This is a genomic window from Arthrobacter psychrolactophilus (assembly GCF_003219795.1).
Classification (GTDB): Bacteria; Actinomycetota; Actinomycetes; order Actinomycetales; family Micrococcaceae; genus Specibacter; species Specibacter psychrolactophilus.
In genome coordinates, this window is record NZ_QJVC01000014.1 from 57,096 (window position 1) to 83,660 (window position 26,565).

24 protein-coding genes are annotated in these 26,565 nt (G+C 61.7%); 5 read left to right on the forward strand and 19 right to left on the reverse strand.

From position 1 onward, the window contains the following. Window positions 1–115 precede the first annotated feature (115 nt). The 3 genes from glpK to CVS30_RS12900 all read right to left on the reverse strand — a co-directional run bounded on the left by glpK (window position 116) and on the right by CVS30_RS12900 (window position 4,271). Complete coding sequence (glpK, locus tag CVS30_RS12890) at window positions 116–1,630, reverse strand: glycerol kinase GlpK (RefSeq protein WP_110485743.1); 1,515 nt, start codon at window positions 1,628–1,630, stop codon at window positions 116–118. A gap of 36 nt (window positions 1,631–1,666) precedes the next feature. Next, window positions 1,667–2,416 carry an MIP/aquaporin family protein gene (locus CVS30_RS12895; RefSeq protein ID WP_110485744.1) on the reverse strand — a complete coding sequence of 250 codons (750 nt, stop codon included), beginning with the start codon at window positions 2,414–2,416 and terminating at the stop codon, window positions 1,667–1,669. 85 nt (window positions 2,417–2,501) lie between these two features. Then, the gene (locus tag CVS30_RS12900; RefSeq protein ID WP_181419800.1) at window positions 2,502–4,271 is read right to left on the reverse strand and encodes a glycerol-3-phosphate dehydrogenase/oxidase; all 1,770 of its coding nucleotides are present in this window, start codon (window positions 4,269–4,271) and stop codon (window positions 2,502–2,504) included. Between the two features lie 198 nt (window positions 4,272–4,469). On the opposite strand from CVS30_RS12900, the gene CVS30_RS12905 reads away from it, so the two are divergent. Genes CVS30_RS12905 through CVS30_RS12920 form a run of 4 tightly spaced genes read left to right on the forward strand, consistent with a single transcriptional unit; the run spans window position 4,470 to window position 8,322 of the window. After that, window positions 4,470–5,408, forward strand: coding sequence for a sugar-binding transcriptional regulator (locus CVS30_RS12905; protein ID WP_370801031.1), 939 nt, complete (start codon window positions 4,470–4,472; stop codon window positions 5,406–5,408). Between the two features lie 60 nt (window positions 5,409–5,468). Next, window positions 5,469–6,302 carry an aldo/keto reductase gene (locus tag CVS30_RS12910; protein WP_110485765.1) on the forward strand — a complete coding sequence of 278 codons (834 nt, stop codon included), beginning with the start codon at window positions 5,469–5,471 and terminating at the stop codon, window positions 6,300–6,302. Continuing rightward, window positions 6,302–7,216 carry an alpha/beta fold hydrolase gene (locus tag CVS30_RS12915; RefSeq protein WP_110485746.1) on the forward strand — a complete coding sequence of 305 codons (915 nt, stop codon included), beginning with the start codon at window positions 6,302–6,304 and terminating at the stop codon, window positions 7,214–7,216. The genes CVS30_RS12910 and CVS30_RS12915 overlap by 1 nt, the downstream gene beginning before the upstream one ends. A 14-nt stretch (window positions 7,217–7,230) precedes the next feature. Beyond that, the gene (locus CVS30_RS12920) at window positions 7,231–8,322 is read left to right on the forward strand and encodes a glycosyltransferase family 4 protein (RefSeq protein ID WP_110485766.1); all 1,092 of its coding nucleotides are present in this window, start codon (window positions 7,231–7,233) and stop codon (window positions 8,320–8,322) included. A 52-nt stretch (window positions 8,323–8,374) separates the two neighbouring features. On the opposite strand, the gene CVS30_RS12925 is transcribed toward CVS30_RS12920, so the two are convergent. The 13 genes from CVS30_RS12925 to pyrR all read right to left on the reverse strand — a co-directional run bounded on the left by CVS30_RS12925 (window position 8,375) and on the right by pyrR (window position 23,490). Continuing rightward, window positions 8,375–10,489, reverse strand: coding sequence for a primosomal protein N' (locus CVS30_RS12925; RefSeq protein WP_110485747.1), 2,115 nt, complete (start codon window positions 10,487–10,489; stop codon window positions 8,375–8,377). Window positions 10,490–10,600: 111 nt separating this feature from the next. Continuing rightward, entirely contained in the window at window positions 10,601–11,803 is a 1,203-nt protein-coding gene (metK, locus tag CVS30_RS12930; RefSeq protein WP_110485748.1) for a methionine adenosyltransferase, read from the reverse strand. An 85-nt stretch (window positions 11,804–11,888) separates the two neighbouring features. Then, on the reverse strand, window positions 11,889–13,235 hold the full coding sequence (locus CVS30_RS12935) for a bifunctional phosphopantothenoylcysteine decarboxylase/phosphopantothenate synthase (protein ID WP_110485767.1): 1,347 nt from the start codon (window positions 13,233–13,235) through the stop codon (window positions 11,889–11,891). A gap of 31 nt (window positions 13,236–13,266) precedes the next feature. Then, complete coding sequence (gene rpoZ / locus CVS30_RS12940; RefSeq protein ID WP_110485749.1) at window positions 13,267–13,524, reverse strand: DNA-directed RNA polymerase subunit omega; 258 nt, start codon at window positions 13,522–13,524, stop codon at window positions 13,267–13,269. A 67-nt stretch (window positions 13,525–13,591) separates the two neighbouring features. Beyond that, window positions 13,592–14,206: a guanylate kinase gene (gene gmk / locus CVS30_RS12945; protein ID WP_110485750.1), complete on the reverse strand. Its 615-nt coding sequence runs from the start codon at window positions 14,204–14,206 to the stop codon at window positions 13,592–13,594. Continuing rightward, window positions 14,203–14,523, reverse strand: coding sequence for an integration host factor, actinobacterial type (gene mihF, locus CVS30_RS12950; protein WP_181419797.1), 321 nt, complete (start codon window positions 14,521–14,523; stop codon window positions 14,203–14,205). Before mihF ends, gmk begins: the two co-directional genes overlap by 4 nt. A gap of 127 nt (window positions 14,524–14,650) precedes the next feature. Beyond that, complete coding sequence (gene pyrF, locus CVS30_RS12955; protein WP_110485752.1) at window positions 14,651–15,517, reverse strand: orotidine-5'-phosphate decarboxylase; 867 nt, start codon at window positions 15,515–15,517, stop codon at window positions 14,651–14,653. Continuing rightward, window positions 15,510–18,818, reverse strand: coding sequence for a carbamoyl-phosphate synthase large subunit (carB, locus tag CVS30_RS12960; RefSeq protein WP_110485753.1), 3,309 nt, complete (start codon window positions 18,816–18,818; stop codon window positions 15,510–15,512). Before carB ends, pyrF begins: the two co-directional genes overlap by 8 nt. Beyond that, window positions 18,818–19,999 (reverse strand): glutamine-hydrolyzing carbamoyl-phosphate synthase small subunit, encoded by a 1,182-nt coding sequence (carA, locus tag CVS30_RS12965; RefSeq protein ID WP_110485754.1) that lies wholly within the window; start codon window positions 19,997–19,999, stop codon window positions 18,818–18,820. Before carA ends, carB begins: the two co-directional genes overlap by 1 nt. Window positions 20,000–20,001: 2 nt before the next feature. Continuing rightward, window positions 20,002–20,526 carry a PH-like domain-containing protein gene (locus CVS30_RS12970; protein WP_181419798.1) on the reverse strand — a complete coding sequence of 175 codons (525 nt, stop codon included), beginning with the start codon at window positions 20,524–20,526 and terminating at the stop codon, window positions 20,002–20,004. Continuing rightward, complete coding sequence (locus CVS30_RS12975) at window positions 20,523–21,851, reverse strand: dihydroorotase (protein WP_110485755.1); 1,329 nt, start codon at window positions 21,849–21,851, stop codon at window positions 20,523–20,525. Before CVS30_RS12975 ends, CVS30_RS12970 begins: the two co-directional genes overlap by 4 nt. After that, window positions 21,848–22,882: an aspartate carbamoyltransferase catalytic subunit gene (locus CVS30_RS12980; protein ID WP_110485756.1), complete on the reverse strand. Its 1,035-nt coding sequence runs from the start codon at window positions 22,880–22,882 to the stop codon at window positions 21,848–21,850. The genes CVS30_RS12975 and CVS30_RS12980 overlap by 4 nt, the downstream gene beginning before the upstream one ends. Next, on the reverse strand, window positions 22,879–23,490 hold the full coding sequence (pyrR, locus tag CVS30_RS12985) for a bifunctional pyr operon transcriptional regulator/uracil phosphoribosyltransferase PyrR (RefSeq protein WP_110485757.1): 612 nt from the start codon (window positions 23,488–23,490) through the stop codon (window positions 22,879–22,881). Before pyrR ends, CVS30_RS12980 begins: the two co-directional genes overlap by 4 nt. A gap of 164 nt (window positions 23,491–23,654) precedes the next feature. Here pyrR and CVS30_RS12990 point away from each other — a divergent pair, with 164 nt between their 5' ends. After that, window positions 23,655–24,974, forward strand: a complete 1,320-nt coding sequence (locus CVS30_RS12990) for a PrsW family intramembrane metalloprotease (RefSeq protein WP_110485758.1) — start codon at window positions 23,655–23,657, stop codon at window positions 24,972–24,974. 44 nt (window positions 24,975–25,018) lie between these two features. Here the strand turns inward: CVS30_RS12990 and nusB are convergent, their stop codons facing one another. The 3 genes from nusB to CVS30_RS13005 all read right to left on the reverse strand — a co-directional run. Continuing rightward, a complete protein-coding gene (gene nusB, locus CVS30_RS12995) occupies window positions 25,019–25,462 on the reverse strand; it encodes a transcription antitermination factor NusB (protein ID WP_110485759.1) in 444 nt (147 codons plus the stop codon). Next, window positions 25,462–26,025 (reverse strand): elongation factor P, encoded by a 564-nt coding sequence (gene efp, locus CVS30_RS13000; protein WP_110485760.1) that lies wholly within the window; start codon window positions 26,023–26,025, stop codon window positions 25,462–25,464. Before efp ends, nusB begins: the two co-directional genes overlap by 1 nt. A 291-nt stretch (window positions 26,026–26,316) precedes the next feature. Then, window positions 26,317–26,565 (reverse strand): HNH endonuclease (locus tag CVS30_RS13005; RefSeq protein ID WP_146233397.1); only part of this gene is annotated, 249 nt, incomplete at its 5' end.

Consider the following 26,565-nt stretch of genomic DNA (forward strand, 5'->3'; position numbering starts at 1 on the left):
TTTGTATGCACACTCTTACTTTACCGCACTTAAGGTTCGACGGCGGGAGCTCACCTTTCATCTGAAAGGTCAGCTCCCGCCGTCGAACATCTCAAGCAGGCTCACTCAGCGCTGTTTAGAGCACGTCCTCGTCAACCCAGTCCATGGACTTGGTGACGGCCTTCTTCCACAGGCGCATCTGACGATCGCGCTCGGCGGGTTCCATGGACGGTTCCCAACGCTTGTCCTCGGACCAGTTGTTGGACAACTCGCCCAGGTCCTTCCAGAAGCCCACGGCCAGACCGGCTGCATAGGCAGCACCCAGGGCTGTCGTTTCTGTCACCTTGGGACGGATGACGGGAACGCCGAGGATATCGGCCTGGAACTGCATGAGGGCCTCGTTGGCGACCATGCCGCCGTCGACCTTGAGCTCCGTCAGATCCACACCGGAATCGGCGTTGACGGCGTCAAGGACCTCGCGCGTCTGGAAAGCCGTGGCTTCCAAGGCGGCGCGGGCAATGTGGCCCTTGTTGACGAAACGGGTCAGCCCGACGATGGCGCCGCGAGCATCCGAGCGCCAGTACGGGGCAAACAGGCCCGAGAAGGCAGGCACGATGTACACGCCACCGTTGTTCTCCACCGTGGCGGCCAAGGTCTCAGCTTCGGGAGCCGAGCTGATCATGCCGATGTTATCGCGCAGCCACTGGATCAAGGATCCGGTGACGGCGATGGAGCCTTCCAGGGCGTAATGCGGTGCCGCATCGCCGAGCTTGTAGCCCAGCGTGGTGAGCAGACCGTTCTTGGAGTGAACGATTTCCTCGCCCGTGTTGAAGATCAGGAAGCAGCCGGTGCCGTAGGTGTTCTTGGCTTCGCCCTGTTTGAACGCGGCCTGGCCGAACGTTGCGGCCTGCTGGTCACCCAAGATGCCGGCAACAGGAACTTCGCGCAGCAGCTGGCTGCTGTGCACGTGACCGTATACCTCGGAGGAGGACTTGATCTCCGGCATCATGGACTTGGGCACACCGAAGACCGCGAGGATCTCTTCATCCCACTGGAGGGTTTCCAGATCCATGAACAAGGTGCGCGAGGCGTTGGTGACGTCGGTGATGTGCACGCCGCCGTCGGGGCCGCCGGTGAGGTTCCAGGTGACCCAGCTGTCGGTGTTACCGAAGAGCAGCTCTCCGGCTTCAGCCTTGGCCCGGGCGCCCTCGACGTTGTCCAGGATCCACTTGATCTTGGTTCCCGAGAAGTACGTTGCCAGGGGCAGGCCAACCTTGGGCTTGAAGCGTTCCACGCCACCGTCGGCGGCGAGCTCGTCCACGATGTCCTGTGTGCGAGTATCCTGCCACACGATGGCGTTGTAGACGGGTACACCGGTGTTCTTGTCCCAGACCACGGCGGTTTCACGCTGGTTGGTGATACCAACACCGACAATGTCATGTCGGGTCAGGTTCGCCTGCGCCAGTGCGGTGCCGATCACCTCGCGGGTATTGTTCCAAATTTCGGCGGCGTCATGCTCGACCCAACCGGCCTTCGGGAAAATCTGCTCGTGCTCCAGCTGACCGGTGGAAACAATGTTTCCGTCGTGGTCAAAGACAATTGCCCGGCTGCTGGTGGTGCCCTGATCAATGGCGATTACATACTGAGACATCTCAAGTTTCCTTAATTGCTAGAGCGAGTGAGGTTCTTAAGCAGCTGCGGCAAGCAGATCAGGCATCCACTGGGTCATCAAACCACCCAATGCACCACCGATCAGCGGTCCAACAACCGGTACCCAGGCGTAGCTCCAGTCGCTGGAACCCTTGCCCTTGATGGGGAGCAATGCGTGTGCAATACGAGGGCCAAGGTCACGTGCCGGGTTAATGGCGTAACCGGTGGGCCCTCCGAGGGAAGCACCAATACCGACAACGAGCAGTGCTACCGGCAACGGGCCAAGTCCGGCAACTCCGCCACCGAAGTGGAGGATGATGAAGACGAGGACGAAGGTACCGACGATCTCGGTGACGACGTTCCAGCCGTAGCTACGGATGGCCGGACCGGTGGAGAAGACGCCCAACTTGTTGGCGGCTACCGGTTCAGCATCGAAGTGCTGCTTGTAGGCCAACCAACAAACGACGGCACCAATGAAGGCACCCACCATTTCCGCACCGAAGTACGTCAGGGTCGAGGCGAAGGACACAGCGACGTTGGGTGCGTACTCATCGGCTCCGCTGGAGAGAATTCCAACGGTCACGGCCGGGTTGAGATGCGCACCTGATTTAGCAGCGACGAAGACACCGGCCATGACGGCCAGGCCCCAGCCCCAGTTGACCATCAGGGTTCCGCCGGCCAGGCCTTTAGATCCCTTCAACGCTACGTTGGCCACAACACCACAACCCAACAGGGTGAGCATCATGGTTCCCATCACTTCTGAGAGAAACACAATTCCAAGAGACATCTTTGACTCCTTTATTTTCCATATTTTTTATTCAGGCGCTCCCCCATCGGGGCGCCCGTTTCTTGCAGCCTTTTCCCGAAGGACTCTAGGCAATCAAGCTTTGTACCTGAACACCATGGAAACGGTCCAGAATAGTGACGGCATGGCCAATTTCCTCAGCCACCTTGGCCTCATTCCAGCCCAGCAGACCGGCCAAAGCGGCGGCCGTCTCGGCTAGCAATTCGCTCGTGACCAAGCCGCGGAAGGCCAGCGAGGTGCGACGAATCATGACGTCGATGAGGTGACCAATTTGTTCGTGCTCAACCATGAATGCAACCTCGCGGTCGCTCAGCTCGGCGGTGGAATCAAAGACAGTGTCTTCTCCCTGTGCCAGGTATGCGAGGACAGTTTCGGCGCGCGTTCCATAGCGGGTCAGCAAGACGCCGGCACGGGCCGCGTCCACGGAGTCGCTCGTGTGGGAGCCGATCCAGGCTTCGACGCCTGCGCTCGTGGCCGGGAAGTTCACGCCGCCACCGATGGGAAGTTTCGCCGTCGAGGTTTTCCGCGAAGCGCCAAGGATGGCCAGGACGTCGTTGCTCATGTGCTCGGACAGGGCGCGGAACGTGGTCCACTTTCCGCCGACCAGGCTCAGGACGGGAACCTGGGCTCCGGCGATCGTGCGGTCTGCACGTTCGATGCGGTAGTCGCGGGAGACGAAGCCCGGTGCGGTTTCATCGTGACGCGGCAGCGGGCGGACTCCGGAGAAGCTGTAGACGATCTCCTCGCGGCTCACGGCAATGTTCGGGAAGACATGGCCAACGAGGTCAAAGAAGTAGTCGATTTCCTCGTCCGTGCAGACGGCATCCTTGGTCATATCGGCGTTGACGTCGGTGGTGCCGACCAGAACGCGGTCCCCCATGGGGTAGATCAGGACGATACGGCCATCGGTGTGCTCGAAGAAGATTTCGCGGCCCTTGCAGGCGGCCAGGAGTTCCGGGTGATCCAGCACGATGTGTGAACCCTTGGTGCCACCCATGAAGCTGGTTCCGGCACCCATGGCGGTGTTGGTCATATCGACCCAGGCGCCCGTGGTGTTGACGATGACATCGGCGTTGAACGTGAACGTCTCGCCCGTGAGCTGGTCGGTGAGCTCTACGCCGTCGTCCTTAATGGCCGTCATGGCCACATAGTTGGTGGCGCGAGCATTGTGCGTACCGTCCGCGGTAAGGCCGGCCTTCTCGCCATCCTGCAGGACGTCCAGGGTTAGGCGCTCCGGGTTATGCACGGAAGCGTCGTAATAGGTGGCCGCGTACTTCAGGTTGGCTGGCAGCTGGGGAAGTTCGGCCAGGGCCTTCTTGCGACCCTTGAATTCGTGACGGGGAACCGTGCCACCGTCGCGGGAGAAGGCATCGTAAAGCGTCAGGCCGATCTTGATCAAGAAGGCGCCACGCTCCTGCGGCTTACCCTGCTTGTGGGTCAGGAAGCGCATGGGGGCACTGAGAATGCCAGAGAAGGTGCTGAAGATCGGAATGGTGGTCTGCAGCGGCTTGACGTAGTGCGGAGCGATCTTGAGCAGGCCGTTGCGCTCAACAACGGACTCCTTCACCAGACGGAACTCACCATTTTCCAGGTAGCGAATGCCACCGTGGATCATGTGCGAGGAGGCACCGGAAGCACCCTGGCAGTAGTCGCCACGCTCCACGAGCGCTACGTCAATGCCCTGAAGTGCAAGGTCCCGGAAGGTACCTACACCGTTGATGCCGCCACCGATAATTAAGACTCGCGCCTGCGGACGCGCCTTGAGCGCCTCCACCTGCTCACGCACAGCTAACTGCGCGTCCTGTGAATCATCATTCTTACCAGCGTTACCTAGGATTCTCACTTCGACCTCATTCGAGTCCCGTTTGATGTGCACCGTACGCACCTGTTCCCACTATTGTTTGAATAACTGGAAAATATAGTCAACATGACTGCACGAACGTGCAGAAAGGTTCTAGATCACATGCCTGCCAAGCGAACAAAACAACAGGATGCTCTCAGGGCTGCACAAATGTACTACTTACAGGATCAGACCATGGACGCGATTGCCCGTGAGCTGCGCACCTCCCGCTCCACGGTTTCGCGACTCCTTTCTACCGCGCGCGACACCGGTCTGGTACAAATCCAAATCAAAACGCCGTCCGATAGGGCACCGGAACTCGAACGGGTTATTCGTAAGCGGTACAAGGTAGAAGTTCATGTGGTCCCGATCCCCGACACCCTCACGGAGATCGAGGTCCTGGAACGGGTGAGTATGCAGGCGGCCCGCACGATCGGGCCGCTGGTTGATTCCAACGCCGTCATCGGGGTGGCTTGGGGATCCACCGTCAGTACCGTGAGCCGGCACCTGACGCGCAAGATCACCCACGGCACCACGATCGTCCAACTTAACGGGGCAGGGAATACCCAGACCTCCGGCATCACTTACGCCTCGGAGATCGTGCGCCGCTTCGGCACCGCCTACGGGGCCAAGGTTGAACAATTCCCGGTGCCGGCGTTCTTCGATCACGCCGAGACGAAAGCCATGATGTGGCAAGAGCGCAGTGTCCGGCGCATCCTCGACCTCCAGGAACGCATGACGATCGCCATCTTCGGAGTTGGCTCCATGGATGCCGAGATTCCCAGCCATGTGTACTCCGGCGGTTACCTAGACTCCACCGACCTTGATGCCCTCGAGGCCAGTGGTGTGGCAGGCGACGTCGCCACCGTGTTCTTCCGCACCGATGGCAGTTACGACAACATCTTGCTCAACGAACGCTCCAGTGGACCTAGCATGGAGAGCCTGCGCAAGGTCCGCCGTCGAATTTGCGTGGTCTCAGGACGCAAAAAGATCACCGGACTCCGCGGCGCGCTCGCGGCCGGACTCGTCACGGACTTGATTCTGGATGAAACCACGGCCCGGGAGCTGGTCGAGCAAAGCAGCCACGCGACGGATCCCATCTTTGGTTTCCTGAACAGCCTTGACGGTATCTAAAGCCTGCAAGAACCGCGCGGCACTGACGATTCATCAGGAGGGATAGGTAAAGTCATGGGTATGCATCTGTCTCCTAAATACACGCTCAACAACGGTGTCAGCATCGATCAGCTCGGCTACGGGGTCTTCAAGGTTCCGGCCGAGACCTGTGAGGATCTCGTCTCGACAGCCCTCGACGCCGGCTACCGGACTGTGGACACGGCTGCGGTCTACGGCAATGAAGAAGGTGTTGGCGCGGCGATCGCTAACGCCGTGGCGGCTAGCCGGCCGCGCGAGGAACTCTTCGTCACCTCCAAGGTATGGAACACCGAGCAGGGCTACGACGCGACGCTGGCGGCGTTCGATGCCAGCATGGAACGCCTCGGCCTGGACTACCTGGACATGTATCTGGTGCACTGGCCCTGCCCGGCCCGTGAGCTCTTCATCCCCACGTACAAGGCCCTGGAAAAGTTGTACCGTGAGGGTCGCGTGCGCGCCATCGGCGTGAGCAACTTCGAGGAGTCTCACCTCCAGCAGCTCCTGGCCGCGACCGACGTTGTCCCTGCCGTGAACCAGATTGAATTGCATCCCTGGCTGACTCAAACGCATCTGCGCGCCGTCCATGCAGAGCTGGGCATTGCCACCCAGGCGTGGAGCCCCTTGGCTCGCGGACTTCTCTTGAGCGACCCGGTCTTGACCGAACTTGCCGCCGCCCACAGCCGTTCGGTGGCGCAGATTGCCCTGCGCTGGCATGTTCAGTCGGGCCACCTTGTCATCCCGAAGGCCAGCACTCCTGAGCGTATTGCCGGGAATCTGGCCGTGTTTGATTTTGCGCTGACGGATGCCGAGATGGCCCGGATCGATTCACTGGACCGAGGCCAGCGTTCCGGCTCAGATCCCAATAAGGTCAACTAATCGTGTCTGTGTCTCCCCTTGCTGTTAAGCTGGCGCACCGCGAAAGCGCTCATATTCTCGATGTCGCCGGAACCCCCGTGCATTACTGGGAGTATGCGCCCGAGGATGCCGCTTCAGGCGTCTCGGCTCAGACGATCGTCATGGTGCACGGTTTCCGTGGAGACCACCATGGTCTCGAACGCGTCGTGGAGCTTTTGCCCCACTACCGCATCATCATGGCCGATCTGCCAGGTTTTGGTGCCTCGCCCGCGCTCGTGAATGGCCACCATGATGTGGCTGGCTATGGGAGATTCCTCGGATCATTCCTTGAGGCTTTAAGCCTTGGCCCAGAGACGGTATTGCTGGGCCACTCCTTTGGCTCGATCGTTACAAGTCACTTTGTGGCGAATAACCCGGGCCGTGTGTACCCCTTGATCTTGGTCAACCCCATCGCCTCCCCCGCCCTGGAAGGTCCCAAGGGGATCATGACGAAGCTCGCCGTATTTTATTACTGGGCGTCGGCGAAACTGCCCGCTGCTCTGGGTAATGCGTTGCTGCGAAGTAAGCTGATCGTTCACCTCATGAGCGTGACGATGGCCAAGACGCGCGACAAGGAGCTGTTGGGCTTTATTCACGGTCAGCATCACGCGTACTTCAGCGGCTTTGCTAATCGGGATATGTTGTTGGAGTCTTTTCAGGCATCGGTGAGCGGCACGGTACGTGAAGTGGCCGAACGGCTGACGCTGCCGACGCTTCTCATCGCCGGCGCCGAGGATGAAATCGCCACACTACCCCATCAGCACACCTTGCTGAAGAAGCTCCCCGATGCGGAACTCGTGGTGATCGATCACGTCGGACACCTGATTCATTATGAAACTCCGGAGCCAGCTGCCGCCGCTATTATCGATTTCCTTGAAAGGCATCCCGCACCTTGAGCACCTCAGATTCCATGGCGCCAACTCCGTCTCGTGGCAAGCCCACGATTGTCATGGATGCACGCTTTACACGTATGGACCATCATGATGGCATCAGCCGTTACGGCGCCTCGCTCATTGAGGCGGTGGCACCGTACGCCAACGTCACGATGCTCATTCACGACGAACGCCAGTTGGCGCTGTTGCCGGATCTCCCGTGGGTCAAGATCAACTCGCCGCTCTCACCGTTGGAACTTTTCGTCTCCCGCCACGTCAATAAGCTGGGCGCCGATCTGGTGTTTTGCCCGATGCAGACCATGGGCAGCTGGGGCAGAAAGTATCCCCTGGTCCTGACGCTGCACGATCTGATCTACTACGTGCACCCGACGCCGCCTGGCTTCTTGCCTGCCCCGGTGCGCGTGCTCTGGCGTTTGTATCACAAGGCGTATTGGCCCCAGCGCCTGCTGCTCAACCGGGCCAATGTGGTGGCCACGATTAGCCAGACCACCTTGGGGCTCATGCGTGCGCACAAGCTCACCAAGCGCCCCATTCAGATCGTAGGTAACGCGCCACAGGGCGGGCGGCCCCCCCGCGATCCTGCCGTGACCCCGGAGAAGACGCTCACTTACATGGGCTCATTCATGCCGTACAAAAACGTCGAAACGTTGATCCGAGGCATGGCCGGACTGCCAGATTTCACCTTGAATCTCCTCAGCCGCATCACCCCCGATCGTCGGGCGGAGCTGGAGGCCATCGTGCCGTCGGGATCTAAGGTGGTCTTCCACAACGGCGTCACCGATGCCGAATATGATGAGCTGCTCTTGCGCACAACCGCACTGGTCACCCTCAGTAAGGCCGAGGGCTATGGCCTTCCGCTCGTAGAAGCGATGGCACTGGGAACCCCCGTTGTGGTGGCCGATACGGAGATTTTCCGGGAGGTGGGCGGTTCGGCCGCGTACTACGTGCCTGCCGATTCACCTGAAGATTTTGCCGCGGCCGTGCGCGGACTGGCCGACCATGAAAAATGGGCCACAAGTTCCCTAGCTTCGGTGGCCCGTGCGGCGACGTTTACGTGGGACGCTTCGGCCCGGGAATTGTTGGCCATTGCGGAGGAACTTCGCAGGTAGTCATGGCTTCGCCACCACCCACATGTCGGGGTATCCGGCGGGTGGGCGGGCGCTAGAGGACGTCGAGCCCGTCACAGCGCACCTGGACAGGTGCACCGACGCGGCGGGCGGCGTTGGAGGCCTTCAGGGCCCGCAGCTCGGCCGTGATGGAAGCGGCCATGGCATAGGGGAACAATAGGATAGTTCGGTAGTCGGGCGCCTCGTCGCTGGGCGCCCCGGCCCGGGCGAAGAGTACCGGCGCAGGGCCAATACTTCGCACCTCCGCAGGAAGTGTCAGGGCAGCCTGGAATGCGGCCACATCAGCCTCGGAACCCGTCAGCGAAGCCAGACGCATGGCCGGAGGCAGGCCCAGCTCGTGCCGTAAGGCAAACTCGCGTTCGGCATGACCGGCAGGGTCCCAGCGAACCAGTGTGGAAACCTCAGGAGATTCATCGGCCGTCACGACCACAATGCCGCCGTCCTTGGCGGAGCGGACCAGAGCCGCAGCATTCATCCAGCGCCGTAGGGTCTCCTCGCCGGCTCTCAAGGATTCTCGCCGCAGCATCGAATCGCCATCCAACAACAAAGCAGCCGCGTAGCCGTGCGGGGCAACAGGTTCCGCACCGATCGTCGCGACAACAATGGCCGGCCGATCCCCCACCGTGGTCTTTATGTGCTCACCGGAAGAAGAAATGACGGGCACCGACGGGAAGGCCCGGCCCAATTCCTCCGCTGTACGCAGGGCACCCACCCATATCGCCCGCAGCTCATGATTGCCACACGTGGTGCAGCTGAAGGCCGTTTCAACCTGCCCGCACCACTTACACATCACCATCGACGACGCCGATCCGGGTGCACGGGTCTGCATCAACGGTCCGATGCAGTGACGGCACCTGGCAACCTCGCGGCAGCGCTGGCACGCTAGAGCCGGAGCGTAACCGGTGCGCGCCACCTGAACCAGAACCGGCCCAAACTTCAGTGCGAGCCGTGCCGTTTCCCAGGCCCGGTGCGGGAGCCTGGCCAGCGCTGCAGCGGGGTCACGTTCCTGTTCAAAGGAGTCGGAGGTACTCACGACGCGCGCCGCGGCCTTGCGAATCTCCGGACGGGCCGCCACGAGCTCCTGAGCCCACCCGGTGGCGATGAGGCGTTGGGATTCGCTGCTGCGGCTGTGCCCGGCCATGAGAACAGCCGTCCCCTCGATCTCGGAGCGCAGCAGCAGCACGTCCCGGCTGTGTTGATAGGGGGCGCGCCGTTCCACATGGAGTTCGTCGCCATCGTCCCAGCAACACACGAGTCCCACATCGTGCACGGGAGCATAGGCTGCTGAACGGGTGCCGATGACGATCCGCACATCACCTGAGAGGACCCGCAGGAAGTTGGCATAGCGCAGGCTCGGGCCATCGTCGGCCGTGAGTTTCACGAAGCTATCGGCCGGAAGGACGGAGGCGAAGGCGTGCTCCAACAATTCCAGATCCCGCAGATCGGGCACCACCACAATGGCGCCTCGACCAGACAGCTGGCAGTACGCCGCGACCTGAGCCAACTGATGGTGCCAGGACAGTGGCCCCCAGCCACGCAGTGCCCCGAACACCGCCTTGGGGCTGGCCCCCATGGCCAGTTGGGTCAGGAAATCCTCCGCGTGAGGATACTCGGCAAAGAGAGAATGTCCGGGTTTGGCCGGTTCCACGCTTTCTAGGGCAGCCTCGCCCGACTCGGCTGCGGCTTGCTCGGCAGCCTTCTTCAGATACACCTTTTCGAGGCTGGCCACACGCGGCGGAACAGCCACGCGCAACACATCGGCTACGGTTCCGGCATACCGGGCGGCCACCTTCCGGGCCAGTTCCAAGACCTGGGGCGCGAGCACGGGCACTGCCGAATACACACGTGCCAGGGGGACCAGCCGAGAACTCTCTGATTCGGCCACCCGGGCCACCAAGAATCCATTGAGATCTTGACCAGAGAACTTTACCCGCACCCTCACACCTGGCTGAGCCTCGGCGTCGAACTCCAAGGGAACTGAATAATCGAAGATCCGATCCAGATGGGGCAGCGGCGAGTCAATGATGACCTGGGCGACCGCCAGGTGCGGCGCAAGCACGACTCCGCTGTGCGGATCGGCGATGCGTTCCTTGGCCACGAAACCGCTCAGGAGGCTCAATTGCACACCCTGACCGAGATCCTGATCCATGGCTCCCCTCCTTAGCTGCGGTGTAGTGAAAAGTCTGTTAAACCAGCTAAGCACAGCCCACCGACAAAGTAGTCAGCGCACCGTGCTTAGCTGTGGATAACGAGACGCGAATTACGCGTTGAAGTAGGCCTTCAAGGCGTCAACGCGATCCAAGTTCTCCCACGTGAAATCGGCGTCATCGCGACCGAAGTGGCCGTGAGCGGCCGTCTTGGCGTAGATGGGACGCTTGAGGTCGAGGCTGTCGATGATGGCCGCCGGGCGCAGATCGAAGATCGCCGCGATGGCATCTTCAATACGGCGCGGGTCAACGGTTTCGGTGCCGAAGGTCTCAACGTAGACGCCGACGGGGCGGGCCACACCAATGGCGTAACCAACCTGAATTTCTGCACGTGCGGCAAGACCGGCGGCAACTACGTTCTTAGCAACCCACCGCATGGCGTAGGCGGCCGAACGGTCAACCTTTGACGGATCCTTACCCGAGAAGGCACCACCACCGTGACGGGCCATGCCGCCGTAGGTGTCGACGATGATCTTGCGACCGGTCAGGCCAGCGTCACCCACAGGGCCACCCACAACGAAGGGGCCGGCAGGGTTAAGGAAGGTCTTGAGTCCGGCAATTTCCAGGCCGGAGGCGTCCATGACCGGGGCGATCACGAATTCCTGCAGATCGGCGCGCAGCTTCTCCAGCTGGGTGCCCTCGGCGTGCTGGCTCGAGATGACCACGGTGTCTACGGAGACGGGAGTCTCGCCGTCGTAGCCGATCGTGACCTGGGTCTTGCCGTCGGGGCGCAGGTAGTCCAGCAGGCCGGACTTGCGCACGTCGGTGAGACGTTCGGAGAGGCGGTGTGCCAGGTAGATCGGGGTGGGCATGTAGGAGGCAGTCTCGTTGCTGGCATAGCCAAACATCAAGCCCTGATCGCCTGCGCCCTGGCTGTCGTACTTGTCCACGGCGGTACCCTCGCGGACCTCGAGGGCGTTGAAGACGCCGTCGGAAATGTCCTGCGACTGCTGCCCGATGGAGACCGAGACGCCACAGCGGGCGCCGTCGAAGCCGTTGGCCGAGGAATCGTAGCCAATGTCCAAGATGGTGTTACGGACGATCGCCGGGATCTCAACGTACGCGTTGGTGGTCACCTCGCCGGCAACGTGGACCAGGCCCGTGGTGGCCATGGTCTCCACGGCGACGCGGGAATCGGGGTCTTCGGCCAGCAGCGCATCGAGGATGGCGTCGCTGATCTGGTCACAAATCTTGTCTGGGTGGCCTGCCGTCACAGATTCAGAGGTGAAGAGGCGCAGGGGGTTTGCTGAAGTCACGTATCTACTTTACTTGGGCTCGTGCCGGACCAAAGAGGTGCCGGACTTGAAATGTCACACAGTTTGCAGCGCAGGCGCGGCTGCGTTAACCCGTACTCAGGCGTTGGGCAATGAGATGTACGACGGCGTCCGCCACCTCTCGCTTGCTGCCACCGGACTGCACGGGGCTGGCACCGTCAAGGGAGAGAATCTCTACCTGGTTAGTGTCTTGACCAAAGACCCGCTCAGCACCAGAATCCCCCGGGCCGACCTCGTTGACAACTAAAAGGTCGCACCCTTTACGGCGCAGTTTTTGCTCAGCATAGCTGCGGGCGTCGCCCTGGTCATCACCGGTTTCGGCTGCGAAGCCAACAATCAATTGCTGTTGATTTTGTGCCGCACGATGCGCCACCACCTCAAGCAAAATATCGGGGTTCCGCACGAGTGTGATGACGGGATCATCGACGTTGTCGCGCTTTTTGATTTTGCCTGAGGAAATACTCGCCGGCCGGAAGTCGGCCACCGCAGCGGCCATGATGACGACGTCGGCCGTTGCCGCAGCGGCCAAGGTCGCCGAACGCAGCTCTAATGCCGTTTCAATCCGCTGGATGGTGGCGCCAGCCGGAGCCGGAACCTCCATGGGGGCGTGGATCAAGGTGACGCTCGCTCCGGCGGCCAGGGCTGCCTCGGCGAGGGCCACGCCTTGCTTACCCGAGGACTTGTTGCCGAGATAACGCACGGGATCCAGTGGTTCCCGCGTGCCACCTGCGGTGATCAAGACCCGAACCCCAGCCAGGGCGCCGGTGGCGGGGGCACCCGTTGCGGGAGCCTCCGCAGCGGGGGCTTCCGGAGCAGCGGCTGCCGGGGACTCGACGTCGTCCGTCACCGGCACGGTGGCACTGGGAACAGGGACGCTCGGAGCAGAATCGCCAGAGAACAAGGCCATGGCGGCCGCAAAAATGGCCTCCGGTTCGGGGAGCCGACCGGGGCCGGTATCCGGGCCAGTCAACCTGCCCACCGCGGGATCCAACACCTGGACGCCGCGGGACCGCAGGGTTGCCACATTGGCGACAGTCGAGGCGTGCTGCCACATTTCGGTGTGCATCGCCGGGGCAAAGAGCACCGGGCCGCGAGCCATCAACAAGGTGGTGGTCAAAAGATCATTGGCGTGGCCGCCGGCAGCCTTGGCCAGAAGGTCAGCGGTTGCCGGGGCCACCACGATCAGATCCGCCTCGTGGCCGATCCGCACGTGATTAACCTGATCCACGGCGTCGAAAACATCGTTCGTCACGGGCCGTCCGCTCAGGGCCTCCCACGTCGCCACGCCCACAAACTTCGTGGAGGCGTCGGTGGGTATGACTGTGACCTGATGGCCGGCCTCGGTGAAGAGGCGCAGCAGCAGGGCGGACTTGTAGGCGGCGATACCGCCGCCTACTCCCAAGACAATGTTCAAATTAGACACCGTGAATGTGTTCGAACTGCAGTTACGCGGTCTCGATAGGCGTGGAAACCAGCAGGCCCTCGTCGATTTCACGGTAAGCGATCGAGAGTGACTTCTCGTTCAGCTTGGTGTCGACCAACGGGCCAACATACTCGAACAGGCCCTCGTGGAGCTGCGCGTAGTAGGCGTTGATCTGGCGTGCGCGCTTGGCACCGAAGATGACCAGTCCGTACTTCGAATCGGCAGCTTCAAGCAGCGAATCGATGGGGGGATTGATGATGCCCTGAGGTTGTGTAGTCAATGTACTTCTCCAAAAAATCGAAAGGGTGTCTTGCAAATCAGCGCAGTTAAAAAGGCGAACTGTCCGACTAAACAATGTGATGAGGTGTGAGCCCCATCAGGTCAACCAGCGCGGCTGCAGCACGGCTGACATCGTCGTTGACGATGATGTAATCAAATTCCGGCGCGGCAGCAATTTCCAGTTTAGCGGTTTCTAGCCGCCGGTGCTGTTCTTCTGCCGATTCTGTGCCGCGGCCCACCAAACGGCGGACCAATTCGTCCCAGCTCGGCGGTGCCAGGAACACGAAATCTGCCTCCGGCATGGCTTCCTTGACCTGGCGTGCGCCCTGCAGATCAATCTCCAGAAGCACGGACTTACCCTGGGCAACGGCCGCGTTGACGGTGCTGCGCAGGGTGCCGTAGCGGTTGATGCCGTGCACGACGGCCCACTCCAGGAATTCACCCTCGGCTACGAGGGAATCGAATTCGTCCGCGCTCTTGAAAAAGTAGTGGACGCCTTCCTGCTCTCCCGGGCGAGCCTGGCGTGTTGTTGCCGAGACCGACAGCCACACATCGGGGTAGTTGTCCCGAATAAAGGTTGAGACGGTGCCCTTACCGACGGCGGTGGGACCAGCAAGAACTGTCACCCCACTCAACGCTTTGGTGCGCTTGACGCTTTCCTTGGGTACGTCAACGGCACTCATGAGTGCTCCCCGAGGTAGTCCACCAAGGCTCGGCGCTGGTGCACGCCTAAGCCACGCACCCTGCGGGTTGGGGCAATCCCCAGCTCGCTCATGATCACAGTTGCACGTACCTTTCCAATGCCCGGAAGGGCTTCCAATAATTCACACACTTTAAGTCTGTCTAGGGCAGCCTCGTGGGGTGCCGCATCGAGTACGGCGGTAACACTCAACTGCCCGGTTTTCAAATCCTGCTTAGCCCGAGAACGGATAGCCCTGGCTGCAAGAGCCTGAAGGAGTGCCTCCGCGCGTTCCTGATCGGATAACTGCGGCAATTTCACTAAAAAGCCCCCTGGCAATGACTATCCCCGGCGCGGGATTCGAACACAGTAATCCTTCGAACTTATCCGCACCGGGGAAGCAAATCAATGTCGCCAAATAATGACTCGAGTGCTATGGCACTTTTCTTTACAGGCCTTGCAGGGTCTCCACGGTCGCCGCACGCAAGGCGGCAACGCTCGGACCTGCGGCAAGAATGCCTCGGCTCGAGGTTGCCAAGACGGCCGGGTAGGCCGCGCCAAAGCTGGCCCGCATATCGGCACCCGTGGCACCCTGAGCACCCAAACCGGGAGCCAGGAGCGGTCCGTGAACCGTTGCCAGGTCAATGCCCAGATCCGTCAGCGCACTGCCAACCGTGGCACCCACGACCAGGCCCACCGAGCCGAGAGCCTGCGCGCTATAGCGCTGGTTCTCGGCTGCGGCAGCCTGCACAATGCGTTTGGCCACGGATTCGGCGCCACCGACATGCTGCACCGAGGCACCTTCAGGGTTGGACGTCAACGCCAGGACAAAGACGCCTCGGCCATTGCTGGCAGCCAGGTCTAGGGCCGGACGCAGCGACTCAAAGCCCAGGTACGGGCTCAAGGTCACCGAATCGGCGGCCAGGGATGAACCATCGCGCAGCCACGCATCAGCGTAACCGGCCATGGTGGAGCCAATGTCTCCGCGTTTAGCGTCGGCAATCGTCAAAACCTCGGTCTGCGCGGCTGCGGCGAGGAGTTCCTCAAGCACAGCCAAACCTGCCGAGCCGTGACGCTCATACAGCGCCACCTGCGGCTTGATAGCTGCCGCGAGGGGCTCAACGGCTTCCAAGACGGTCAGCGAAAAGCTCCGCAGACCCTCGATGGAATCGTCCAATCCCCAGGCTGCCAAAAGCTGCGGGTGCGGGTCGATGCCAACACACAGGGGGCCCCGGGCGAGCATCGCCGCGGCGAGCCGCGCACCAAAAGGTGCGCGGCCGCCGTCGTGCTTCACCGGCGTGTTCTGGCTAGGCATTCTGCTCGGCCAAACCTGCGGCAAGAACCTTTGCGTGTTCCTGCAGGCTCGTGACATCCCATTCGTAGGTGCGCAGCGCCTCCATGGCCTGGACGGCCACGTTGAACTCGGCGACCGTGGTGATGCAGGGCTTGCCGGTGGAGACGGCAGCAGCGCGGATTTCGTAGCCGTCGCCGCGAGCCTCGCCACCTGAAGGGGTGTTGAAGATCATGGCGATCTCACCGTTGTTGATCAAATCAACGATGGTGCCCTCACCGGTTTCGGAGACGCCCTCACCGATCTTGCGAACGATCGTGGACTCGATGCCGTTGCGGCGCAGCACATCGGCCGTACCGCCCGTGGAGACGATTTCGTAGCCGAGGTCGGAGAGGCGCTTGACAGCCATGATGATGGAGCGCTTATCGCGGTTAGCCACCGAGACAAAGATCTTGCCTTCGATCGGCAGGGCGTTGTTGGCGCCAGTCTGGCTCTTGGCGAAGGCCGTGTCGAAGTGCTTGTCAATGCCCATGACTTCACCCGTGGAGCGCATTTCCGGGCCCAGCAGGGAGTCAACAACGTGACCCTCGACCGTGCGGAAACGTGCGAACGGCATGACGGCTTCCTTGACGGCGACAGGAGCGCTGTCAGGCAGGGTTCCGCCGTCGCCAACCTCGGGCAGGATGTGGTGCACGCTGCGCAGGTGGGCGATGGAGACACCCACACCGATCAGCGCAGCAGCCTTGGCCATCTGCACACCCGTTGCCTTGGAGACGAACGGCACGGTGCGTGAGGCGCGCGGGTTTGCTTCCAGCACGTACAGGATGTCGGCAGCCAGGGCGAACTGGATGTTGATCAAGCCACGGACGCCGACGCCTTCAGCAATGGCGCGGGTGGCCTTGCGAACACGCTCTTGTACGTCCTTGCCCAAGGTAATGGGAGGAAGCACACACGCGGAGTCACCGGAGTGAATACCGGCCTCTTCGATGTGCTCCATGATGCCACCGAGGTACATATCGGTGCCGTCGAAGAGTGCATCGACATCGATCTCGATGGCGTCTTCCAGGAAGCGGTCAATCAGGACCGGGTGCGCCTCGGTGATTTCCGTGGCGTTCTTGATGTAACGGGAGAGGTTGGCCTCGTCGTACACGATCTCCATGCCGCGGCCGCCCAGAACGTAGGACGGACGGACCAGGACGGGGTAGCCAATTTCGTCGGCGATCTTCTTCGCGTCGTTGAAGGAGACGGCCGTGCCGTTCTTCGGCGCGATGAGGCCGGCGTTGTCCAGCACACGCGAGAACATGCCGCGGTGCTCGGCCAGGTCGATGGCTTCCGGGGAGGTGCCCAAGATGGGGACACCGGCGTCGGCCAGTTCCTGTGCCAGCTTCAGCGGGGTCTGACCACCGAGCTGGACGAAGACGCCCAGGACGCCGCCGGTGCGCTCTTCGGCTGCGATGATCTCGAGGACATCCTCAAGGGTCAGCGGTTCGAAGTACAGACGCGTGGAGATGTCGTAGTCGGTGGAGACGGTTTCCGGGTTGCAGTTGACCATGACGGTCTCGTAGCCGGCCTTGCGCAGTGCCATGGAGGCGTGCACACAGGAGTAGTCGAATTCGATACCCTGACCGATACGGTTCGGGCCCGAGCCCAGGATGATGACGGACGGCTTTTCGTGCAGCGCAATCTCGTCTTCCTCGTCGTAGGAGGAGTAGTGGTATGGGGTGTACGCGTTGAACTCGGCCGCACAGGTGTCAACCGTCTTGTAGACCGGACGGATGTTCAGTGCCTGGCGGACACCGCGGACAACAGCCTCGGAGTTGTTCGTCAAGGCACCGATCTGAGCGTCGGAGAAGCCGTGGCGCTTGGCCAGCTTGAGCATCTCCGGGGTCAGGGCGGTGGACTGGCGGATGGTGGCCGAGACCTCGTTGAGGAGCACGAGCTGATCCAGGTACCAGGGGTCAATGCCCGTGGCTGCGTAGAGTTCCTCGACGGTGCCGCCGCCGAGCAGGGCGCGCTGCACCTGGGCGAGGCGATCGGTCGTGGGGCGCTTGGCGGCCTCGATCAGATCGGGCACATCTAGGGCGTTGACCGAGGAGAAGTCCAGGCTGGCGCCCTTCTGCTCCAAGGAACGAAGAGCCTTCTGCAGGGCCTCGGTGAAGTTACGGCCGATGGCCATGGCCTCGCCGACGCTCTTCATGGTGGTGGTCAGCGTGGGATCGGCTGCCGGGAACTTCTCGAAGGCAAAGCGGGGAACCTTGACAACCACGTAGTCCAGAGCGGGTTCGAAGGAGGCCGGGGTCTTCTGGGTGATATCGTTCGGGATCTCATCGAGCGTGTAGCCCAACGAGAGCTTCGTGGCGATCTTGGCGATGGCGAATCCGGTGGCCTTGGACGCCAGTGCCGAGGAGCGTGACACGCGCGGGTTCATTTCAATGACGACGACGCGGCCGGTGTCAGGCTCGATAGCGAACTGGATGTTGCAACCACCGGTATCAACGCCAACCTCGCGGATGACGGCGATGGAGATGTCGCGCAGGTTCTGGTATTCGCGGTCCGTCAGCGTCATGGCAGGGGCCACGGTGATGGAGTCACCCGTGTGAACGCCCACCGGGTCAAAGTTTTCGATGGAGCAGACAACAACGACATTGTCGTTCTTATCGCGCATCATCTCGAGCTCGTATTCCTTCCAGCCCAGGATGCTTTCTTCCAGCAATACCTCGGTGGTGGGGCTGTACTGCAGGCCCTGGCCCACAATGCGCTTGAGGTCTTCAGGGTTGTAGGCCAGGCCGGAGCCCAGGCCACCCATGGTGAAGGACGGGCGCACAACCATGGGGTAACCCAGGTCTTCAGCGGCGGTGAAGGCCTCGTCGAGGGTGTGGATGATGTGGCTGCGGGCCGATTCGGCGCCGCAGCGCTCAACGACGCCCTTGAACTTTTCACGGTCTTCACCGAGCTCGATGGCCGCGATGTTGGCACCGATCAGCTCGACGTTGTACTTGGCGAGAACACCGTTCTTGTCCAGCGCGATGGCCGTATTCAACGCGGTCTGGCCACCGAGGGTGGGCAGAACGGCGTCGGGGCGCTCCTTGGCGATGATCTTCTCAACCACCTCGGGGGTGATCGGCTCTACGTAGGTAGCGTCGGCGAACTCGGGGTCGGTCATGATGGTGGCCGGGTTGGAGTTCACGAGGATAACCCGCAGGCCCTCCTCCTTCAAGACACGCAGTGCCTGAGTACCGGAGTAGTCAAACTCGGCGGCCTGACCGATAACGATCGGCCCGGAGCCAATAACCAGAACTGATTTAAGATCTTCCCTCTTTGGCATTACTTGTCTTCCTGGCTCTGTGCGGTCTTGCGGGTGGTCATAAGGTCGATGAACCTGTCGAACAGGTAGGCGGCGTCGTGCGGGCCGGCCGCGGCTTCAGGGTGGTACTGCACCGAGAAGGCCGGGATGTCCAGGCAGGAGAGCCCTTCAACAACCTGATCGTTGAGGCTGATGTGGCTGACCTCGACGCGGCCAAAGCGCTCCTCCGGGGCCTGTGTGGGCCCGTCCAGAGGTGCGTCAACGGCGAAGCCGTGGTTCTGGCTGGTGATTTCAACCTTGCCGGTGCTGCGGTCCATGACGGGCTGGTTGATGCCGCGGTGACCGTAACGCAGCTTGTAGGTGCCAAAGCCCAGGGCGCGGCCCAGGATCTGGTTACCGAAGCAGATACCGAAGTACGGCACGTTGGCGTCAAGGAAGCTGCGCACAAAGGCAACCTGGCGATCGGCCGTGGCCGGGTCGCCCGGGCCGTTGGAGATGAAGACGCCGTCGGGGTTCAGGGCCGAGGCTTCCTCAAAAGTGGTAGCGGCGGGCAGGACGTGCACGCGCACGCCGCGCTCAGCGAAGCGGGTCGGCGTCATGGCCTTGATACCCAGATCGAGGGCGGCGATGGTGAACAGCGGCTCACCCTCCCAGCCGTGAGCGGAAGGCTCAACGATGTAGGCCTCGTCGACGCTGACCTCGTCGGCCAGGCGCAAGCCAGCCATGGACGGCTGAGCCAGAACCTCGGCGAGCAGCTCGGCCTCCGGGCGGGCAGCCTCGGCACCGGAGAAGATACCGGCCTTCATGGCGCCACGTTCGCGCAGGTGGCGAGTGATGGCGCGGGTGTCAACACCCTGGATGCCAACGATACCCTGCTTGCTGAGTTCGTCGTCGAGGGTGCCTTCACTGCGCCAGTTGGAGGGGCGGCGTGCAGCGTCGCGAACAATGTAACCGGCGGCCCAGATCCGAGTGGATTCGTTGTCAGCCTGGTTCACACCGGTGTTACCGATGTGGGGTGCCGTCTGAACAATCAGCTGGCGGGCGTACGAAGGATCCGTAAGGGTTTCCTGGTAGCCGGTCATGCCGGTGGTGAAGACCGCCTCGCCCAGAGCAGAGCCCTGAGCTCCGTAGCTGGTGCCACGGAAAGTGCGGCCGTCTTCCAAGACCAAAAGTGCCTGTGCAGGCATAGTTGCATCACTCATTCTCAATTGTTCTTTCCGTTACTGTCTAATTCGCTGTCATTGGGCAGCAATGCCTGCAATGCTTCAATCAATGGGCGCTTGGCGCCTGCTTCGGTGGTGCGGAATCCGGTGTCTACCTCTGTGTCATCAAGATTCCAGCTGATCACAACCAGCCCATCTCGTTCTACAAATTTACCGGCCATTCCCGCTTGTGTATCCACTTGGGTCAGTGCGTGTTGGGCGATGAAGATATCCTGGGCACCTTTTCGCTCGATCACGACTCCTCCGGCATGGACGTGAACCACACCCGGAGTGCGGATCCCGAGGTTGTGAACGGCGACCCGATCGAGCCAGTCGCCGGTGGTTGTCGTGACGACATACTGGCCCGGGACGCTGATCAGCGGCGTGCCCAGCTCGGCAGGAGCCTCCGGCAGGGATGCCAGGCTCCTCTGCCGCTTGAGCTTGTTCCGCCATCCTTTGGCCATAAGGGCGAAGATGATCAGCATCGGCATCCCGGCCGAGATGGTGATCAAGATCTCTTTACTCATGAGGCGGTTACTGCCCGGTAGGGGGTGTTGAGTGCGCCGTTGAGCACCGTGGGGTGTCCGTGGAAGAAGGTTGCAACAACCTTGCCCGGCAGTTCCATGCTGGCGAAGGGAGAGTTGCGGCCCTTCGTGGCCATGGCGGCAGGATCGACGTTCCAGCGAGCAGCGGCGTCAACCAGCACGATGTTGGCCGGCTCGCCCACCTCGAGGGGACGTCCCTGATCGGCGAGCTGGCCAATCTGTGCCGGAGCCGTGGAGGTGACCCGGGCAAAGTCGGCCCAGCTCATGAGGCCGGTTTCAATCATGGTTTCCTGCACCACGGATAGGGCCGTTTCCAGACCCGTCATGCCCATGGCGGCGGATGCCCATTCGCATTCCTTGGCTTCGCTCGGGTGCGGTGCATGATCGGTGCCGACAATATCGATCGTGCCATCGGCGAGGGCCGCGCGCAGGGCGTGGACGTCGGCGTCGGCACGCAGGGGCGGGTTGACCTTGTAGACGGGGTTGTAGCTGCGCACGAGTTCCTCGGTCAGCAACAGGTGGTGCGGGGTGACCTCGGCCGTGACGGAGATGCCGCGTTCTTTGGCCCAGCGGATAATTTCCACGGATCCTGCGGTCGAGACGTGGCAGACGTGCAGGCGTGAGCCAACGTGCTGCGCCAGCAACACGTCGCGGGCAATGATGGACTCCTCGGCGACGGCGGGCCAGCCGGCCAGACCGAGATCCGCAGAGACGATGCCCTCGTTCATCTGGGCACCCTCGGTGAGGCGGGGCTCCTGTGCGTGCTGTGCGATCACGCCGTCGAACGCCTTGACGTATTCCAGGGCGCGGCGCATCATGACCGGATCGCTCACGCAGATGCCATCGTCGGAGAAGACACGGACTCGGGCACGGGAGTCAGCCATGGCGCCGAGTTCGGCGAGCTGCGTGCCAGCCAAACCTACGGTGACGGCACCGACGGGGCGCACATCGACCCAGCCGGATTCACGACCCAGGCTGAAGACCTGCTCGACAACACCGGCGGTGTCGGCCACGGGTGAGCTATTAGCCATGGCGTGTACGGCCGTGAAGCCACCGAGGGCTGCGGCACGGGTGCCGGTCTCGACCGTCTCGGAGTCTTCGCGGCCGGGTTCGCGCAGGTGAGTGTGGAGGTCGACCATGCCGGGCAGGGCGATGAGGCCCGCGGCGTCAATAACGGTGGCATCGCCGATAACGTCGGCACCCAGATCGGTACCGACCGCGGCGATGATGCCGTCACGAATCAGAACATCAGCGGTGGTCTGGCCCAGCAGGGAGGCCGAGCGAATCAAGTAACTCACGGAAGTCATGAAAAGTCCTTTACTGACGGTACTGACGGAGCCACAACGGGCGGGAAGTTCGAGGGAGTTGCCGGTTCGCGCATATCCCCTGACAGGAGCAGGTACAGCGCGGCCATGCGGACGGAGACACCGTTACGCACCTGAGCCAACACGGTGGAACGGGGTGAATCGGCGGCTGCGGAGGAGATCTCCAGTCCGCGATTCATGGGGCCGGGGTGCATGATGATGGTGTCTTTTTGCGCCAAGGCGTCCAACTTGGCCAGGCGGGCGTCGTCGAATCCCCAGCGACGAGCATATTCCCGCGTGGAGGGGAAGAAGGAGGCATTCATGCGCTCTGCCTGAACGCGCAGCATCATGATGGCGTCAACCCCGGCTTCCAACGCGGCGTCGAGGTCATAGCTGATCTCACACGGCCAATGCTCGACGCCGATGGGCAGCAGAGTGGGCGGCGCCACCAAGGTTACGTGGGCACCGAGGGTACGCAGCAACCAGACGTTGGAACGGGCCACGCGAGAGTGCAGCACGTCTCCGGCGATGACGACGCGCATGCCCTTCAGGTCGGCGCCCACGGAGGCGGTGCCGCTGAGCTTGGCCCAGTGGGCGCGCATCGTGAAGGCGTCCAGAAGCGCCTGCGTGGGGTGCGCATGCGTGCCATCGCCGGCGTTGATGACGGCGGCATCGATCCAGCCAGAGTTGGCCAGTCGTGCAGGCGCTCCCGAGGCCCAGTGCCGAATGACGACGGCGTCGGCGCTCATGGCTTCGAGCGTCTGGGCCGTGTCTTTCAGGGACTCGCCCTTGGAGACCGAGGAACCCTTGGCGCTGAAGTTGATGACATCCGCCGAGAGGCGCTTGGCAGCGGCCTCGAAGGAGATGCGTGTGCGGGTGGAATCCTCAAAGAACAAGTTGACCACGGTGCGGCCGCGCAGGGCAGGGATCTTCTTGATCTCCCGCTCCCCCACGGCGGACATCTCCTGCGCGGTGTCTAGAATCTGGATCGCGTTGTTGTAGCTCAGGCTTTCGGTGTCAAGGAGGTGTCTCATGCGCCCGCCTCGATAACTACTTCGTCCTTGGCGGCGAGGCCGCCGTCGATCTCCGAAAGGTGCACACGCACTTTTTCCGTGGAGGAGGTGGGGAGGTTTTTCCCGACGTGATCTGCGCGAATGGGCAGTTCACGGTGACCGCGGTCGACCAGAACGGCCAAGCGGACGGCACGGGGACGGCCCAGATCGACAAGTGCGTCCAGGGCTGCGCGGATGGTGCGTCCGGAGTACAACACGTCATCAACGAGCACAATGGTTTTTCCATCGATGCCGGAGACGGGGAGTGTAGTGCTTTGGGGAGCTCTCGTGGGCTGGTGGGCGAGATCGTCACGGAACATCGTGACGTCGAGCTGGCCAACAATTGTGGCCGGATCCACGGCGGGATCGCTGGCGGCAAGTTTAGCGGCCAGGCGTTGCGCCAACGGGTAACCGCGGCGTGGGATGCCGAGCAGCAGCAGATTGGCTGAGCCCTTGTTGGCTTCCAGAATTTCATAGGCGATACGAGTCAGTGCCCGTTCAATGTCTGCGGCCGTTAAGACCACACGGGACACAGCGGCAGGAGTAGAGCTGTTGCCAAGATCCTCAAACGCTTCAGAGGAATTCGTCATTTCTCGCGTCCCCTTTCCCCGCCTCACAGGACGGAATTAAAAGGTTGATTGCATACACTTCAAAGTACCACAGCGGACATACGCCGCTGCGTCACGCAGGATCTTCACACCCGCTCTCGCGCGGCACCTTGGAGGCCTTGTCCGCTACCTCTAGTCTTGAACACATGAGCGAACCCGGCCACTGGCGCGATCCCGCCGCAGGCGCACCCCAGCAACAGCTGCATCCTGCCCCCACACCCTTGCCTCAGGCCGGAACTCTCGAGCCGGGCCCACGCGCGACACCCAACTATTGGTCGCACCCGGTCGCCGAGCCGAGACGGAAGATGCCGCGTAACTCGGCCGTGAAGGTGAGCAACATCATCTTGTTGTGTCTACTGGGGCTCGTCACATTACTGACATTAGCGTTTTTTGCCGTGTCGATCGGCGCCAATGTGTTCCTCATTTGCGGTGCACTGGCGCTGATTCCGCTCACGATCTGTGTCACGACGCTGCGGTGGATCGATAAGTGGGAGCCGGAGCCTGTTCCGGCACTCATCCTGGGATTTTGTTGGGGTGCCGGTATGGCCGTCATCACGAGCCTGGTGGTGGGCAGCTGGGTGCAGCCGCTGCTCATGAGCGGAAATGGCACAGCCGGCGCCGATATGGTGGGTGCCGTGATTCAGGCTCCCCTCGTCGAGGAAATCTCCAAGGGCGCGGGGGTGCTGCTCTTGTTCTTTCTCCGCCGTAAAACCTTTGATGGCCCCATTGATGGTCTGGTCTACGCGGGCATCATCGCTGCGGGCTTCGCCTTCACCGAGAACATTTTGTACTTTGGTCAGGCTCTGCAGGAGGCCGACGGCGCTGCCGGCGGATTGCTCAGCATCTTTGTCTTGCGTGGCCTCATGTCACCCTTTGCCCACGTCATGTTCACGGCTGTCTTGGGCGTCTGTGTTGGTTTCGCGGCCAGAAACGGCGGCACGGGCATGGTCTTGATTGCCTGGTGCGTTGGCCTGATCCCCGCCATGTTCCTGCACGGACTTTGGAATAGCTCCTCGTTCCTCGGTGAGAACTTCTTTGCCGTCTACATATTGCTGCAGGTGCCGCTGTTCATCATGTTCATCGTGGGCGTCATCCTCCTGCGCCGCGCTGAGGCAAAGCTGACCCGCCTACGCCTGACCGACTATGTCCCGTCTGGCTGGTTCACCCCGCAGGAGGTGCCGATGTTGGCCACAGGAGGTGGCCGCCGTCGTGCCTTGATCTGGGCAAAGACATTCGCCGCCGGCGACATCATGAAGGAGTTCATCCGCTTGGCGACCCGGCTGGCCTTCACACGACAGCGCCTTGTGGTCGACGCCAAGGGCGCTCTGGGGACCGCGGCGGCCGCACGCTTCGCCTCAGGGCAGGAGCAGGAGCTAGCCCTACTGCATCAGATCACCTCGGTGCGCGGCGAGTTGCTAGGCCGGCACTCCGCGGCCATCTGGCAGGCGCAGCAACCTCGCCTTTAACCACAACTGACCCGCACCGAAGTGCGGGTCAGTCGTGGAGGTGCCTACGCTAGAAGCGTCGGCTTGATCTGCTGCAAGCGGCCCAGCAGGCCGTTGACGAACTGCGGGGATTCATCTGTGGAGAGAACCTTTGCAAGTTCTACAGCTTCGCTGACAGCAACGGCGTCGGGGACGTCGTCGTTGTACAGGAGTTCCCAGGTACCCATACGCAAGATGATGCGGTCGACGGCGGGCATGCGCTCCAACGTCCACCCCTGCGAGTAGGTCTGCAGGAATTCGTCGATGTGCTCGGCCATGGCCGTAACACCCTCGACCAGATCAACCGTGTACGGGTTGATGATCTGATCGATTTTTTCACGGCGTGCCGTCAGTGCCGACATGGCGCTGACCTCGCGCTGTTCCGCTTCGAACAGGATCTCGAGCGCGCGGCGACGAGCCTTGCTACGGGCCGAGTTCGGTTTTCCCTCGGAGTTGTTTTGACTGCTCACTACTCGCTTACACGTCCCAAGTAGCTACCGTCGCGGGTGTCAACCTTGACCAAGGTGTTGTTCTCAACGAACAAAGGAACCTGGATTTCAAGACCGGTTTCAACTGTTGCGGGCTTGGTGCCAGCGGAGGAGCGGTCGCCCTGCAGGCCCGGCTCCGTGTACGTGATACGCAGCTGAACCGACGGCGGCAGCTCGATGTAAAGCGGGTTGCCTTCGTGCAGCGCGATGGTCACGTTGATGTTTTCCAACATGAAGTTCGTGGCGTCGCCGACAGTCTTCGCCGAAACGGTGAGCTGATCGTAGTTGTCGTTGTCCATGAACACGTAGTCTTCGCCGTCCTGGTACAGGTACTGGAAGTCAGAGCGGTCAACCGTGGCGGTTTCGATCTTCAGACCGGCGTTGAAGGTCTTGTCGACTACCTTGCCGGAGAGGATGTTGCGCATCTTGGTACGAACAAAAGCGCCGCCCTTGCCCGGCTTAACATGCTGGAACTCAATGATGTTCCACAATTGGCCCTCGAGCTTGAGGACGGTTCCATTCTTAATGTCGTTAGTCGTTGCCACAATTGCCTCTTAGCGTATAAGTATTATCAAAAATCCATTGACCATACTACCGCACACAGCCCTCGCCCGCAGCATGATCCTCGCCACCCTGTCAAGCACGACGGCGGCCTGGCGCCTTGCACTCTCAGCCCACCCGAAGAGGTTGGCAAGCACAGACAACACGGTTCGGGCCGGTTCCTTATCATGACATGCGCTCCTTGGACTGTTTTCGCGGACGTTCCATACTGCACCGAAAACTTGACTTCCACTTGACTGTGCGGACCCATCCCCCCTCACGCGGTGGGGGTGGTTTTAGTTCCAGCCTTGGCCGCGGAGTTCGGGGTAGTTGGGGCGGGGTAGGCCGTGGTGGAAGGTGTTGCGGCGGGGTGTTTCACTGGGGTCTAGGAGGTAGGGGGCGGTGAAGAACGGTATGCCCTGGATGAGCCGCATGCTCCAGTCGGTGTGGTGAAGGAGGGAATGGTGCCTGCTACAGAGTAGGGCGGCGTTGTTGATGTTGGTTTCGCCGCCGTGTTGCCAGGGAATGATGTGGTGCGCTTCGCA

Bases quoted from the DNA above. Each gene is read 5' to 3' on its own strand.
- glpK (WP_110485743.1), bottom strand. From the start codon at position 1,630: ATGTCTCAGTATGTAATCGCCATTGATCAGGGCACCACCAGCAGCCGG.
- CVS30_RS12905 (WP_370801031.1), top strand. From the start codon at position 4,470: ATGGACGCGATTGCCCGTGAGCTGCGCACCTCCCGCTCCACGGTTTCG.
- gmk (WP_110485750.1), bottom strand. From the start codon at position 14,206: ATGAGTGCCGTTGACGTACCCAAGGAAAGCGTCAAGCGCACCAAAGCG.
- carA (WP_110485754.1), bottom strand. From the start codon at position 19,999: ATGAGTGATGCAACTATGCCTGCACAGGCACTTTTGGTCTTGGAAGAC.
- pyrF (WP_110485752.1), bottom strand. From the start codon at position 15,517: ATGCCTAGCCAGAACACGCCGGTGAAGCACGACGGCGGCCGCGCACCT.
- CVS30_RS12990 (WP_110485758.1), top strand. From the start codon at position 23,655: ATGAGCGAACCCGGCCACTGGCGCGATCCCGCCGCAGGCGCACCCCAG.
- CVS30_RS12920 (WP_110485766.1), top strand. From the start codon at position 7,231: ATGGCGCCAACTCCGTCTCGTGGCAAGCCCACGATTGTCATGGATGCA.
- carB (WP_110485753.1), bottom strand. From the start codon at position 18,818: ATGCCAAAGAGGGAAGATCTTAAATCAGTTCTGGTTATTGGCTCCGGG.
- pyrR (WP_110485757.1), bottom strand. From the start codon at position 23,490: ATGACGAATTCCTCTGAAGCGTTTGAGGATCTTGGCAACAGCTCTACT.
- CVS30_RS12925 (WP_110485747.1), bottom strand. From the start codon at position 10,489: ATGGATCAGGATCTCGGTCAGGGTGTGCAATTGAGCCTCCTGAGCGGT.
- CVS30_RS12970 (WP_181419798.1), bottom strand. From the start codon at position 20,526: ATGAGTAAAGAGATCTTGATCACCATCTCGGCCGGGATGCCGATGCTG.
- CVS30_RS12895 (WP_110485744.1), bottom strand. From the start codon at position 2,416: ATGTCTCTTGGAATTGTGTTTCTCTCAGAAGTGATGGGAACCATGATG.
- CVS30_RS12975 (WP_110485755.1), bottom strand. From the start codon at position 21,851: ATGACTTCCGTGAGTTACTTGATTCGCTCGGCCTCCCTGCTGGGCCAG.
- CVS30_RS12980 (WP_110485756.1), bottom strand. From the start codon at position 22,882: ATGAGACACCTCCTTGACACCGAAAGCCTGAGCTACAACAACGCGATC.
- CVS30_RS12910 (WP_110485765.1), top strand. From the start codon at position 5,469: ATGCATCTGTCTCCTAAATACACGCTCAACAACGGTGTCAGCATCGAT.